15 protein-coding genes and 2 tRNA genes are annotated in these 13683 nt (G+C 45.2%); 9 read left to right on the top strand and 8 right to left on the bottom strand.

From position 1 onward, the window contains the following. Window positions 1-9: 9 nt before the first annotated feature. From RT143_RS04100 to hisF, 3 genes are all read right to left on the bottom strand, one after another. Window positions 10-870, bottom strand: a complete 861-nt coding sequence (locus RT143_RS04100; RefSeq protein ID WP_144918432.1) for a thymidylate synthase — start codon at window positions 868-870, stop codon at window positions 10-12. Between the two features lie 31 nt (window positions 871-901). Next, on the bottom strand, window positions 902-1801 hold the full coding sequence (gene lgt, locus RT143_RS04095; RefSeq protein WP_313091442.1) for a prolipoprotein diacylglyceryl transferase: 900 nt from the start codon (window positions 1799-1801) through the stop codon (window positions 902-904). A 129-nt stretch (window positions 1802-1930) separates the two neighbouring features. Beyond that, window positions 1931-2689: an imidazole glycerol phosphate synthase subunit HisF gene (gene hisF / locus RT143_RS04090; protein WP_313091368.1), complete on the bottom strand. Its 759-nt coding sequence runs from the start codon at window positions 2687-2689 to the stop codon at window positions 1931-1933. 92 nt (window positions 2690-2781) lie between these two features. On the opposite strand from hisF, the gene RT143_RS04085 reads away from it, so the two are divergent. The 5 genes from RT143_RS04085 to RT143_RS04065 all read left to right on the top strand — a co-directional run bounded on the left by RT143_RS04085 (window position 2782) and on the right by RT143_RS04065 (window position 6762). Further along, a complete protein-coding gene (locus RT143_RS04085; RefSeq protein ID WP_313091366.1) occupies window positions 2782-3768 on the top strand; it encodes a homoserine kinase in 987 nt (328 codons plus the stop codon). A gap of 9 nt (window positions 3769-3777) precedes the next feature. Continuing rightward, window positions 3778-4545 carry a DUF3800 domain-containing protein gene (locus RT143_RS04080; protein WP_062333511.1) on the top strand — a complete coding sequence of 256 codons (768 nt, stop codon included), beginning with the start codon at window positions 3778-3780 and terminating at the stop codon, window positions 4543-4545. Window positions 4546-4691: 146 nt separating this feature from the next. Continuing rightward, window positions 4692-4955 (top strand): hypothetical protein, encoded by a 264-nt coding sequence (locus RT143_RS04075; RefSeq protein ID WP_313091364.1) that lies wholly within the window; start codon window positions 4692-4694, stop codon window positions 4953-4955. Between the two features lie 18 nt (window positions 4956-4973). Continuing rightward, on the top strand, window positions 4974-5858 hold the full coding sequence (locus tag RT143_RS04070; RefSeq protein WP_313091363.1) for a class II glutamine amidotransferase: 885 nt from the start codon (window positions 4974-4976) through the stop codon (window positions 5856-5858). Between the two features lies 1 nt (window position 5859). Next, window positions 5860-6762, top strand: a complete 903-nt coding sequence (locus tag RT143_RS04065) for a histone deacetylase family protein (RefSeq protein ID WP_313091360.1) — start codon at window positions 5860-5862, stop codon at window positions 6760-6762. A 90-nt stretch (window positions 6763-6852) separates the two neighbouring features. On the opposite strand, the gene RT143_RS04060 is transcribed toward RT143_RS04065, so the two are convergent. From RT143_RS04060 to RT143_RS04040, 5 genes are all read right to left on the bottom strand, one after another. After that, window positions 6853-7983: an aminotransferase class V-fold PLP-dependent enzyme gene (locus RT143_RS04060; protein WP_313091358.1), complete on the bottom strand. Its 1131-nt coding sequence runs from the start codon at window positions 7981-7983 to the stop codon at window positions 6853-6855. Between the two features lie 131 nt (window positions 7984-8114). After that, window positions 8115-8660, bottom strand: coding sequence for a YchJ family protein (locus tag RT143_RS04055; RefSeq protein WP_313091356.1), 546 nt, complete (start codon window positions 8658-8660; stop codon window positions 8115-8117). A 1-nt stretch (window position 8661) separates the two neighbouring features. Next, window positions 8662-9381, bottom strand: a complete 720-nt coding sequence (locus tag RT143_RS04050) for a metal-dependent hydrolase (RefSeq protein ID WP_313091353.1) — start codon at window positions 9379-9381, stop codon at window positions 8662-8664. Between the two features lie 366 nt (window positions 9382-9747). Beyond that, window positions 9748-9823: transfer RNA gene (locus RT143_RS04045), tRNA-Glu, on the bottom strand. A 35-nt stretch (window positions 9824-9858) separates the two neighbouring features. Beyond that, window positions 9859-9934, bottom strand: a tRNA-Ala gene (locus tag RT143_RS04040). 204 nt (window positions 9935-10138) lie between these two features. Between RT143_RS04040 and RT143_RS04035 the strand changes: the two genes are divergently transcribed. From RT143_RS04035 to nusB, 4 genes are all read left to right on the top strand, one after another. Beyond that, on the top strand, window positions 10139-10765 hold the full coding sequence (locus RT143_RS04035) for a DedA family protein (RefSeq protein WP_050325648.1): 627 nt from the start codon (window positions 10139-10141) through the stop codon (window positions 10763-10765). 173 nt (window positions 10766-10938) lie between these two features. Then, entirely contained in the window at window positions 10939-12435 is a 1497-nt protein-coding gene (gene gltX / locus RT143_RS04030) for a glutamate--tRNA ligase (protein WP_313091352.1), read from the top strand. A 158-nt stretch (window positions 12436-12593) separates the two neighbouring features. Continuing rightward, complete coding sequence (ribH, locus tag RT143_RS04025) at window positions 12594-13109, top strand: 6,7-dimethyl-8-ribityllumazine synthase (protein ID WP_007115135.1); 516 nt, start codon at window positions 12594-12596, stop codon at window positions 13107-13109. 9 nt (window positions 13110-13118) lie between these two features. Next, the gene (gene nusB, locus RT143_RS04020; protein WP_313091350.1) at window positions 13119-13679 is read left to right on the top strand and encodes a transcription antitermination factor NusB; all 561 of its coding nucleotides are present in this window, start codon (window positions 13119-13121) and stop codon (window positions 13677-13679) included. Window positions 13680-13683: the final 4 nt, after the last annotated feature.

Here is a 13683-nt window from a genome sequence, read left to right as displayed (position 1 = left end):
GCTGCAAGCTTATACAGAGACCTCAGCCTTAATTGTGGCATGGCTTTGATAATTTTCAATTTTTATATCGTTAAAATCAAAGGCAAAAATGTCAGTAATGTCAGGGTTGAGCCAAAGTTTGGGTAGGGCAAACGGCTCACGACTAAGCTGCTCATGCACTTGCTGTAGATGATTGTTATAGATATGACAATCACCGCCCGTCCACACAAACTCACCGACACCAAGCCCGGTCACATGGGCTATCATATGGGTAAGCAAGGCATAGCTGGCAATGTTAAAAGGTACACCCAAAAACAAATCCGCCGAGCGTTGGTACAACTGACAAGATAATTTGCCATCGGCGACAAAAAACTGAAACAGGGTATGACAAGGGGGCAAGGCCACTTCGTTGGCTTCCAAAGGATTCCAGCCAGAGACAATCAAACGGCGCGAGTTTGGGTTGTTTTTGATTTCATTCACCACCCAACTGATTTGGTCAAAACCGTCTGAATGATAGCTGCCGTCCGCTTTTTTGCTCGCACCAAAGTTGCGCCACTGGTGTCCGTACACCGCGCCAAGTTCGCCTTCAGGCTTGCCAAAGCGGGCAGTTTGCTCGGCGGTTGCCCATTCATTCCAAATGCGTACCCCATTGTCCTGCAAGTATTGGACATGGGTATCGCCTTTTAAAAACCAAAGCAGCTCATAAATCACGCTTTTGGTATGGATTTTTTTTGTGGTTAGTAGTGGAAAACCCTCATTCAAATCAAACCGCATCTGCGCGCCAAAATAGCTGATGGTACCCGTGCCCGTACGGTCGCCTTTTTGTATGCCGTTATCTAGCACCAGTTTAAGTAAATCCAAATAGGCTTGTTCGTTCTTTGACGTAATCATGGGTGATGAGTTCCTTGGTTAGTTTTCTTTGTTAGTCCACATTCTTTTGACTGCCCCAATCGTAAATTTGGTTTTTATACGCCCAAATCAATAAAACCAAACCACCGATAATCATCGGTAGGCTTAAGATTTGCCCTTTTGTCATCCACCCTAATAAAATAAAACCTTGGTCAGCATCAGGTTGGCGGAAGAATTCGGTAATAAAACGTGCAATACCGTAGCCCATCACAAACAAACCACTAACCGCCATACGCGGACGCGGCCGACTGGCAAACCACCAAACCAAAACAAACAGTACCACCCCTTCAGTAAAAGCCTGATACAGCTGTGACGGATGGCGTGGGAGTAACAAATAATTGTTGCCATCAATCATAAAGGTTTGCGCAAGGCTTTGCAGGGCAGGGCTTTGTTTGAGTAGTTCATTGTCTTCATTGACCGCTTGCGGGAACAGCATCAGCCAGTTGTAACCCCCGTCAGACACGCGACCCCACAATTCGCCATTGATAAAATTGCCAATACGACCAAACAGCAGTCCGGTTGGCACGCAGGGAATAATAAAATCTAGCACATTCCAAATATTCTTTTGATATTTGCGGGCAAAAAATAGCATTGCGATGGCGACACCCAAAAATCCCCCATGAAACGACATGCCGCCTTGGTTGATTTTGAACAGATACATCGGATTGGCTAAAAATTCGCTTAATTGATAAAACAGCACATAGCCGATACGACCGCCTAGAATCACGCCCATCGCCCCGTAAAATACTAGGTCAGCGACCATGTCGGCATTCCAGTCTGGGCGTGATTTAGTGCGATACCAAGCCAACGCATAAGCGGCAGCAAAAGCCAGTAAATACATCAGCCCGTACCAGTGGGCTTGGATAGGTCCCAAATGCAGAGCGACAGGATCCCATTGCGGGTGAGTTAAAATTAGTGGAAACATGGCAATTTAGTCATTATCGAAAATGCCAATATCATAGCAGTTTTGGCTAGCTTGGGCTATTTTTTGCTGTGCCCTTTTAGTTATTACCAACGGCTATCGTTCTCACAAGGCTCGCCATTACAGGCGCATTTCAATGCCTTGCTGTGCCATAAACTGCTTGGCTTCGCCCACGGTATATTCGCCAAAATGGAAAATACTCGCCGCTAGTACCGCATCAACACCGCCTTGCAGCACCCCATCTGCCAAGTGTTGCAAATTACCGACACCACCTGAGGCAATCACTGGCACATTCACGCTATCTGTAATACGCTTCATCAAGGCGATATCATAGCCGTTTTTGGTACCATCTGAATCCATCGAGGTCACAAGCAGTTCACCCGCCCCAAAACCTGCCATTTTGACCGCCCATGCCACTGCATCAATGCCAGTCGCTTTGCGTCCCCCATGGGTAAAGATTTCCCATTGATTGTCAGCCACTTTTTTGGCATCAATCGCTACCACGATACACTGACTGCCAAAACGCGCTGCCGCTTCACCGACAAATTCAGGGTGAAAAATTGCCGCTGAATTAATCGATACTTTATCCGCGCCGGCGTTTAGCAAGTGACGAATGTCATCGACTTTACGCACCCCGCCGCCCACGGTCAGCGGTACAAATACGGTCTCTGCCATGCGTTCAACCGTGTGATAGGTGGTGTCGCGTCCATGATGGGTAGCGGTGATGTCCAAAAAAGTGATTTCATCCGCGCCTTGTTCGTTGTAGCGCTGCGCCACTTCAACAGGGTCGCCCGCGTCTTTGATGTCGACAAATTGCACACCTTTGACCACCCGACCATTGTCAACATCAAGGCAAGGGATAATTCGTTTTGCTAACATATTCGATTTCCTTCTATAATAGCCGTAAGTTTATCAAATTTACTTTGCCATTACCGCAGTTTTATCGGTGTGCTGCGCTTCAAGGATGCCTTATGTCTGTATATACCCAGTTGACTGACCAACAATTTAGTGATTTTTGCCAACAATTTGGCGTGGATTTTGCCAAAGCCATACCTATCACACAGGGTATCAAAAACAGTAATTGGTTTATTGAAACAACCACGGACAAAGCCGGCGAGCCGTCTTATGTATTTACCTTGTTTGAAGAACGCAAACCGCATGAAATTCAAAAAATGGCGATTATCCTAAACCGCCTAAAAGACCAGCTACCCGTAGCAGCACCGCTAGCCGCCAAAAACGGCGAGTTTTTGCTGTATTTTGACAACAAAGCCATTGTGGTGTCACCAAAACTCTCAGGCGGTCACCCAAAAGCAACCACACCTGATATGTGTCGCCAAATGGGCGAGGCTTTAGCTGTTCTTCACCAAACCTTGCAAACTTTGACCCCTGCACAAAACTATGGCGTTGAGTTATACCCTTGGCATCTGGTGCGTGACCGTGAAACCAAGTTTATGCCAAGCGATGAAGCCAAACTGATGAATGATATTTGGCAAGCGTACGAAACCGTAGCGAGCAAAAATTTGCCAACAGGTTTATGTCATCTGGACATGTTTGCCGATAACACGCTATGGGATTTTAGTGATGAAACCCAGCCAACACTCACAGGTTTGCTTGATTTTACCGAAGTCAGTGTTGAACATTTTGTGATGGATGTGGCGATTACCATTAATGATTTTTGCACCACTTGGGGTAACGCCAACGATGGTGAAGCGGTGAATTTTGATGACGCCAAGATGCAAGCGTTTTTACAAGGGTACGAGAGCAAACGCGCTTTGAGCGATGATGAGAAAAATGCATTGCCGATTATGCTGGCGATGGCGGGCGTGACGTTTTGGCTGCTGCGTTTGAATGTGATTTATTATAACCGTCAGCAAGGTCGCACGGGCGATAATATTATGGTGAAAAATCCTGACTTGATGAAACGCTTGGCAGCATACCATTGGGCGAGCGTGAAATAAGGATATTCAATGTTTCTTGTGTATGTGGATGAAAGCGGTGATACTGGCTTGGTAAATAGTCCATCGAATTATTTTTGTTTAAGTGCTATCGTAGTTCATGAAAGTCATTGGCAAACCACGTTAAATTCAGTGATTGGCTTTAGAAAAGAACTGAGAGCAAGCTATGGTTTTAAATTACGAGAAGAAATTCACTGTTCTCATTTTATTCACAAACCTGGTGATTTTCAGAGAATTCCTAAGTCTTTACGGCTCAGGCTGTTACGAGATGTTATTGATTTTCAAGCAAGTTTACTTAATTATCAAATTGTGAACGTGGTGGTAAACAAAAAGAATAAATCTTTAAATAGTGATATTTTTAGCCTTGCTTGGCAAACGCTTATTCAGCGTATCGAAAATACACTTTATCATCACAATTTTATTGGTTCAAACAATGCAACTGATTCAGCTTTGTTATTTGTTGATAAAACTGATGAGATAAAATTAAGAAATTTAACCCGACGAATGAGAAGATATAATCCTGTCCCAAATAGCTTTAACTTGGGCTCAGGCTATCGTATGATGCCCACACAATGGGTTATAGAAGATGCAATTCATCGTGATTCTGCACATTCTTATTTTATTCAATTAGCCGATGTTAATGCTTATTTCTTGGGGCAGAAATTTTTTACTAATCAATATGTTAAAAAGAAAGGTGGTAGAAATTATCTTGATAGACTAATGCCAGTTTTATTAAAACAAGCAAGTAAAAGTCATCCGTTAGGCATAGTTATACGTTAAAAAGAAAAGGGTTCAGCTTTCGCCGAACCCGATGAGTCCTACTGTAGGGTCTAGCCCTAGGTCAGACTACCTATTAATAATAGCATTTTTATGATTGATTTCAATTTAATTTTACCAAAATATACATAATTCTCGGAATAGTAAAGATGAATGATATTAACAACTGGCAGAAACTTGCCGAATACCCGACCAACTTATTGGCAGAAACCCATGCCATCTATTTACAAAACAACGGCATCAACGTACAGACCCAACTTGTTGATTTGATGGGATTAAACACAGGCGGTGTGCTATGGGTTGCCCCTGAAGATGTTGAGCAAGCCAAAGCTTTGCTCAATAATATCGATGACACCTCGCAACTAGCGGATGACGACTTGGTAGACCATAACGACTCAGCAAAATTGCAGTAGAAAGGAACCCTAATCACCATGTGCCAACTTCTGGGTATGAATTGCAACACACCCACCGATATTCATTTTAGCTTTGCGGGGTTTCGTCAGCGGGGCGGGCAGACCGATATCCATACCGATGGGTTTGGTATTGTATTTTTTGAAAAAAATCCCGACCCATCGCAGGGTAATGGTAAAGCAGGTCTGCGTCAATTTCACGATGACAAGCCAAGTTTCTGTTCACCGGTGGCGGATTTAGTCAATAGTTATCCGATTAAGGCGATGAATGTGATTAGTCATATTCGCAAAGCCACGCAAGGCACAAATTGCTTGGCTAATACCCACCCATTTGTCCGTGAGGTATGGGGCGAGGAATGGGCATTTGCGCATAATGGGCAATTACAGATGGATTTTATTGATCAGCTCAGCCCTGTGCCCACCCACTATCAGCCCGTAGGTACAACCGATTCGGAGATGGCGTTTTGTTATCTGCTCAATCGACTCAAATCACAATTTAGTGAGCCGCCCAGCGACGCGGTGTTATTCCAGTTTTTGACCACGATTTGTCGTGAGTTATCGGCGTTGGGCTTGTTTAATTGTCTCATTAGCAATGGCGATTGGCAGCTAGCGTATGCAGGGAGTTTGCTATTTTTTATCACCCGTAAAGCGCCATTTGGTGAGGCAAAACTCGCTGACAGTGAGCTGGCGATTGATTTTAGCGAGGTGACCTCGCAGACCGATAAAGTGACCCTGATTACAACCATTCCTTTGACTTACAACGAACACTGGCAACAGCTGTATGTGGATGAATGTTTGATGTTTCGGGATGGCGATATTTTATTTAAAGACACGCCTGATAATCCGACATGCTTAACCATTGAAGAAGGCATTGCCATCGCCCGCAAAGTAGGGGCGAGCTTATAATATGATAAAAGTCGCTTATTCTGATATTTTTAAATATGACGTCCCCGAGCGTCACCGTTTCCCTATGCAAAAATATCCGATGATTGCCGAGCGGTTACTGGCGGAGGGTACATTCACCCAAGCCAATTTTTTTGCCCCGCAGCGATTGAGCGAAGACGAAATTCTCACCACCCATACCCAAAGGTACTGGCAGCATCTAAAACACCAAACATTGCCCGCCAAGGACGCGCGTGCCATCGGCTTTGAGATGACGCCAAGGCTCGTTGAACGGGAACGTGTGATTGCCCATGGCACTTATGAATGCGCGCTATTCGCCAAACAATTCGGTGTCGCGCTCAATATCGCAGGCGGCACCCACCATGCCTTTGCCGATCATGGCGAAGGGTTCTGCGTGTTTAACGATGTGGCGGTGGCGAGTAATTTATTGTTGGCACGTGGACAGGCGACCCAAATTCTGACCGTGGATTTGGATGTGCATCAAGGCAACGGTACAGCGCATTTGATGGCAAATGAACCTCGGGTATTCACCTTTAGCATGCATGGCGCAAAAAACTATCCATTTCGCAAGCAAGCATCCGATTTGGATATTGATTTGCCAAACGAGACAGGCGATGAGGCGTATTTAGCAATATTAATGGATACGCTGCCCAGACTTATTGCAAAAGTGAAACCCGATATGCTGTTTTACCAGTCTGCTGTGGATGTGCTCGCCACCGATAAGCTCGGTAAACTTGCGCTCACCCGTGACGGCTGTGCCAAGCGTGATGCGTTTGTATTTAGCCAAGCCAAAGCCAATGGGATCCCAGTGGCGGTGGTGATGGGTGGCGGCTACTCAGAAAACATCGACGATGTGGTGGAAGCCCATTGCAATACCTTTCGCATAGCAAAAAGGCTGTATGAGTGAGTGTTAAGAGATAAAAAAAGCCCTGTTTCACAGAGCTTTTAAAATAAACCGTTGTTATGCTAATCAATGCGCTAATACATACGCTGATAATTAAGCTAATACTTTCTCAAGCGCTTGCTTAAAACGGCTGACTGTGCCGTCGACATCTATTAATTTATCTAACCCAAATAGCCCCAAACGGAATGTTTTAAAGCTGTCGGGTTCGCCAACTTTCAGTGGGACGCCGCCTGCAATTTGTAAACCTTGGGCTGCAAATGCTGCACCTTTGTGCATATCATCACGCTCAGTATAGACCACAATCACACCGGGTGCTTGGTAGCCTTCAGCTGCGACGCTGATAATATCGTGTTGATTGAGGACAGAGAGCACTTTTTGACCCAATTCAAATTGGGCGCTTTTGAGTTTATCAAGTCCAATCGCTTCGGCTTCTTTGACGGTATCGCGGAATTTGGTCAGCCCATCGGTTGGCATCGTCGCATGATATGCATGACCGCCATTTTCATAAGCGCGCATGATAGTGAGCCACTGTTTGAGATCGAGCCCAAAACTGGTCGATTCGGTGGCTTCCACTTTGGCAACGGCTTGTTCATTCATCATTACTAGTCCCGCACATGGCGTGCTTGACCAGCCTTTTTGTGGCGCAGAGATGAGCACATCAATGCCCAACGCTTTCATATCCAGCCACACGCAGCCTGAGGCGATACAGTCGATGACCAGTAAACCACCGACACTATGTACCGCATCGGCAAGTTGTTTAATATAGTCATCAGGCAGCATCAAGCCTGCCGCGGTTTCGACATGGGGGGCAAATACCACCGCAGGTTTTTTGGATTGAATCTCAGCGACAGCCGTCTCGATTGCCACTGGCTCAAACTGCTGTTGTTGGTTGCTATCACCGATGTGTGCGGTCAGGACAGTCACGTCATCCGTGATACGACCTTTTTCAAGGATTTGCGTCCAGCGAAAACTAAAAAAACCGTTACGGATGATGAGCACTGTTTGGTCAGTGGCAAGCTGGCGCGCAACCGCTTCCATACCGTAACTCCCTGTACCGGGCACGATTGCCACCGCATCGGCGTTATACACGTTTTTTAAGCTTGTGGACAAATCATTCATCACGGTTTGGAATTTTTTGGACATGTGATTGAGCGAGCGGTCGGTGTACACCACAGAGTATTCTAATAAACCGTCTGGATCAATATCTTGGCGTAGCGCTGGCATGGGACTCTCCTTTAATATCATTGTCTTTATCGCAAAATCGCAAATAAAATTAGTCTAGCAAAAAAGCCCTTTTAAAAAACAAAAAAATTGTAGAGCGGTTGTTAAAGTTTTTGTTATCAATGGCGCATCGATTAAGCCAAAAACTGTCCGCAGCAGCGTTTGTATTTCTCACCACTGCCGCAGGGGCAAGGCTGCTTTTGGGTGACAGACATGACCACTGTTGGATCCAAAAAATACCAACGGCTGTTGCCATGGTTGGGAATATTCACAAAGGTGGATAGCTCATGATGGACGTCTTTGCTGTCTAAACCTTTGTTGTCTAAAACAGCTAAATCCAAACCAGCGGAGTGCACAGCTGATGCAGGCAAGTGAAAGTAGGCTTTAAACTCCACTTGAGCGTGACGTTTGCCAAGTTTTGCTAGATGGTTGATGACTTCAAGTCCTGCCCAGTCAGTCTGCTGCGCCCAGTCGCTAATTGCTTTTGTATCGAGTAGCGGCTGCTGAAAAGGCGCGGTGGTGGCAAAGATATACTCGACATGTTGAAGCACAAATGCCCCATACCGAGCGCGCATTAGCTGTTCGGCGGTGTCGGCGGTTTTTTGCCCCACATGCAGGGGCGCACAGCAATGAGCATAAGACAGTGTAGAGCCACACGGGCAAGGTGACGTATGTATCATGTTAATGAATGTTCGGTAGGTTGATGGCGGTAGGCAAGATATTTTTCTTTAAAATAAGCCAACTAATCGGGTCTTGTAGCGTCTGCCAAAATATTTTAAACGGCGGGGCAAACACAATCATGGCGGCCAACACGGCATATAAGCCCAAATACCAGCCTATTTGATCGAATTTAAACACTTTAAACGCGGTACCAAAAGATTTTTTGACACTCAGCCCCAATAGGTTGACGCTAAACATCTCATCTAACAGCAGATGAACAATGGCGCCAAACATCAAAAACAGCCCCAAAAACCAACTGATAACAGCGCCTTGCTTAAACCCATAGAAGCTTGCGTACACGAGGGTCATCGCCATAATCCCCAGATAGGGAATCGAGTGCACGATACCGCGGTGCACTGTCAATTTGCTATATAAATTAAACACACCGTAGCGCATCAGCAAATAAGATGCTAACCACAATCCTGCCAATGCAACCAACGAAAACTGCCCGACACACAAGATAACAATAAAAAATGCGCACAACAGCGATACGACATTAAATCCTACGGTCGCGGGTACCGAGTGGTCCAAATCAATATCGGGCAGCAAGCCACCAATTGTACCAGCCACCACACACATTAAATATTCAGGCGCGGTCAGCATCCCTGCTTTATAAATCACCAAGCCAGTGACGCCACTGGCAACAAAAGCCACGCTTATGTGGGTGTTAAAATTTGCCATAGTCTTCGCCCAGGTTCCCAATAGCTTAAAATCAGCGAGTCAAAACTCAAGTGGTAAAATTTAGTGGCTTAAATCAAGTAGCTAGAATCAAGTAGCTTAAAGCAGATAGCCACAAAGTCATTTATCACATACGCAATTGCGCGCTCAATTATATGCTAATTTTGATGACAAAGCGTCAACTGAGCGTAAGGAAAATTGATTTTGTGGGGCATGAGGCATGGAGAAAAGCAAAACATTGTAAGCTATGTAACCTATGTAACCTAGCGTGGGTCAAGGCAATACTAGATAGCAAAAATTCCTACCAGAAACAGATAGCAAAAACAAAAAAGCCATCGTCCGTCAGACAATGGCTTTTTTTAAAATAAGTGGCGTCCCCACGGGGATTCGAACCCCGGTTACCGCCGTGAAAGGGCGATGTCCTAGGCCTCTAGACGATGGGGACGCAATCGCACGAGGTGCTCTAAGCAGACTTAATAGTGGTGGAGCTAAGCGGAGTCGAACCGCTGACCCCTTGCATGCCATGCAAGTGCTCTACCAACTGAGCTATAGCCCCATTTTTGGGAATTATTTAGACTGCTTTGCCTAAGAGTGCGCGTATTTTATTGAAAACTGATTTTGCTGTCAAGATGATTTTTGCCTAAAAACACAAAATTTTTACCCATTCTTGCTATAATGATGCCTGCTTAATGTTGCCTTCATATAACGACTGTAGATTAGTTATATTTTGTCGTTTTGTCTAAAATTATAAGGATAGCCCATGTGGTTGGTAAATTTTATTTTGCATATCGGTGATCATTTACAAGAGCTGGTCAACAACTATGGTAATTGGATTTATGCGATTTTGTTTGCCATTGTGTTTTGCGAGACGGGTCTGGTGGTGTTGCCATTTTTGCCCGGGGATTCGATGTTGTTTGCCGCAGGCACCATTGCCGCAGTGGGCGATATGAATATCTTTGTGCTGATTGGTTTATTGATTGTGGCGGCAGTATTGGGCGATTTTGTCAATTTTGAGATTGGCAAACACTTTGGGCAAAAGTTATTTTCCAATCCCAATTCCAAGATTTTTAAGCAAAGCTATTTGCAAAAAACCCACGATTATTATGAAAGATACGGCGGACGCACCATTATTATTGCCCGTTTTATTCCCATTGTGCGCACTTTCGCGCCGTTTGTAGGCGGTATGGGTAACATGAATTATGCCCAGTTTGCTCGCTATAACATCGTTGGCGCGGTATTATGGGTCGTATCTTTTACCACGCTAGGCTATTTTTTTGGTCAATTACCTTTTGTCAAAGAACATTTTTCGTGGATTATGATTGCCATTATTGTGTTTTCGGTGGTACCTATGGTGATTGAAATTATTCGCCATCGCAAGGATAAATAATTGAATTAGTCTTCAAAAATAACGCTAAATGCCAAAGTCAATCTGGCATTTAGCGTTGCCTTCCAAATTTATATTTTATCAGCCACCTATCATCGCTAGGATTCAATTTATAAAAATTCGATAGTCGGCTATAATAGCCGCTAATTTAAAATTTTTGTAAAATTGAGAAATCCATGTCAAAAGTCCGCACCCGTATTGCCCCAAGCCCCACAGGTTTTCCCCACGTTGGCACCGCTTATATCGCCCTATTTAACCTTGCCTTTGCCAAAGCGCATGGCGGCGATTTTATCCTGCGCATTGAAGACACCGACCAAACGCGCTCCACCGCTCAATCTGAACAAATGATTTTGGACGCGCTGCGCTGGGTCGGTCTTGACTGGGCAGAAGGTCCAGACGTGGGTGGTCCACATGCACCGTATCGCCAAAGCGAGCGTAAAGACATCTACAAACAATACGCTGAAGAACTGTTGGACAAAGGTCATGCATTTCGCTGTTTTGCCACAGCCGAAGAGTTAGATCAAATGCGAGCCGAACAAATGGCGCGGGGTGAAACCCCAAAATATGACGGTCGCTATGCGAACCTTTCCCGTGAACAATCGGACAAGCTCGCCGCCGAAGGCAAGCCATTTGTCATTCGTATGCGTGTGCCAGACGAAGGTGTATGTAAGTTTGACGATATGCTACGTGGGGAGGTCGAGATTCCTTGGTCACAAGTGGATATGCAAGTGCTACTTAAAACCGACGGTCTACCGACCTACCATTTGGCAAACGTGGTCGATGACCATTTGATGCAGATTACCCACGTCATCCGTGGCGAAGAGTGGATTAACTCTGCCCCAAAACATCAACTGTTGTATAAATATTTTGGTTGGGATATGCCAGTACTCTGTCATATGCCACTGCTCAGAAACCCCGACAAATCCAAACTATCCAAACGCAAAAACCCAACATCTATCACTTATTACCGTGATGCAGGTGTGTTGCCAGAAGCCTTGCTCAATTATTTGGGACGGATGGGCTACTCCATGCCAAATGAAGCCGAAAAATTCACGTTGGATGACATGATTGCCAGTTTTGACATCAAACGGGTATCGCTTGGCGGTCCGATTTTTGACGTGGAAAAACTCACTTGGCTCAATGGCGAATGGTTGCGTTCACTGTCACCCGAAGCGTTAAAAACCAAAATTCTCGATTGGGCAAATGACAGCGACAAACTTACCGCGATTGCCAAAGCCATTCAGCCACGCATTAACTTGTTGTCAGATGCGGTGAATTGGTCGAGCTTTTATTTCCAAAACTTGCCAACGATTAGTGAGGTGGACTTTGAGCATAAAGTGTTATCCACTGAACAAACTGTGGAGATTCTACAACTTGCGCAATGGCAGTTAGAAACCCTGCCTGTATGGACGGAGGAGAATATCCAAGCGGTATTGTCTGGTTTGGCAGGCGAGATGGGCATTAAATTGCGTGATTTTATGTCGCCATTTTTTATTGCCATCGCAGGTAGCAAGTCAAGTACGCCTGTGATGAATTCAATGTATTTGATTGGGGCGGATATGACGTTGCAGCGCCTGCGTCATGCCATTGAAGTATTAGGCGGTGTCAGTAAGAAAAAAGCCAAAGAATTGGAAAAACGTCATAAAGTATTGCCAAGCTTTTTGACCCAATAAGCTTAATTATGTTGTATAAAAGTCCGTCGCTATGGCGGATTTTTTATTTTAACAAGAGTAACCTAGGGTCATGCTAAATAACATGAATAAACCTAACAAAAATGGTATCATACCTAGCAAAATCAGATTCTAATTTTTACAATTTAAAGGTAATCATCATGGCAAATCTTCAAAATGAACTCGCCCAAGTACAGCATATCAGCGGTGAACTACACACCAATGCCCACGCCAAAATCGGTATGGTGGTAGGACGTTTTAACAGCTTTGTGGTAGAAAGTTTGGTCAGCGGCGCGATTGATACTTTATTGCGTCATGGTATCGCAGGCAGCAATATTACTGTCGTACGTGTACCGGGCGCTTGGGAAATTCCACTGGCGGTAGCCCGTATGGCACAAACCGATAAATTTGACGCTATCATCGGTTTAGGCGCGGTGATTCGTGGTAGTACGCCGCATTTTGATTTTGTCGCTGGTGAATCTGCCAAAGGCTTAGGCGCGATTGGGTTGGATTATGACGTGCCTGTCATTAATGCAATTTTGACCACAGACAGCATCGAACAAGCCATTGAGCGCTCTGGTACTAAAGCAGGTAACAAAGGCTCAGAAGCAGCCATGGTCGCGCTTGAGATGATTAACGTATTGGGTCAAATTGACGCACAAATGGCTGGTGAATAAGGTAGCGATATGACTGACAATTCAACCCACACCTCACCAGAGCAGGCGAGTCAAGACAACGCCGTCAATTATAAAACCAGCCTGACCGCGATTCGTAAAGCACGCCGTTTTGTGGTACAAGGGTTATATGAATGGCTGTTGACAGGCAATCCATCGCACGAAATCGAAGCGCATACCCGCAGTGAGAATGCCATGCACACAGTGCATTTGGGCTATTATCACGAGCTACTGAGCAAAATCATTGAGCAAAGCGATGACTTAATCGCCTATATCGACAGCCTACTTGATCGCCCTTGGACACGTCTAGATAAAGTTGAGCAAGCGGTACTGCTTGTCGGTGCGTATGAGATGAAGCAGCACTTAGAAGTGCCTTACAAAGTAGTGATTGATGAAGCGATTCAGCTCAATACCCATTTTGGCTCATCAGATGGCTATAAAATGATTCATGTGGTGATGGATAAAATCGCCAAAGACGCGCGTATGCCTGAAGTAGAGGCAGATGCCAAAAAAGCCAAAACAGAGGATGCGCCGCAGCCGCCATCTGAAGCGACCATTGAAGAAGAAAAATAATACC

This window comes from Moraxella sp. CTOTU48268 (assembly GCF_032069585.1).
Lineage (GTDB): Bacteria > Pseudomonadota > Gammaproteobacteria > Pseudomonadales > Moraxellaceae > Faucicola > Faucicola cinerea.
Note: the sequence above shows the minus strand (reverse complement) of the source record. Positions and strands in the feature narration are given on the sequence as shown.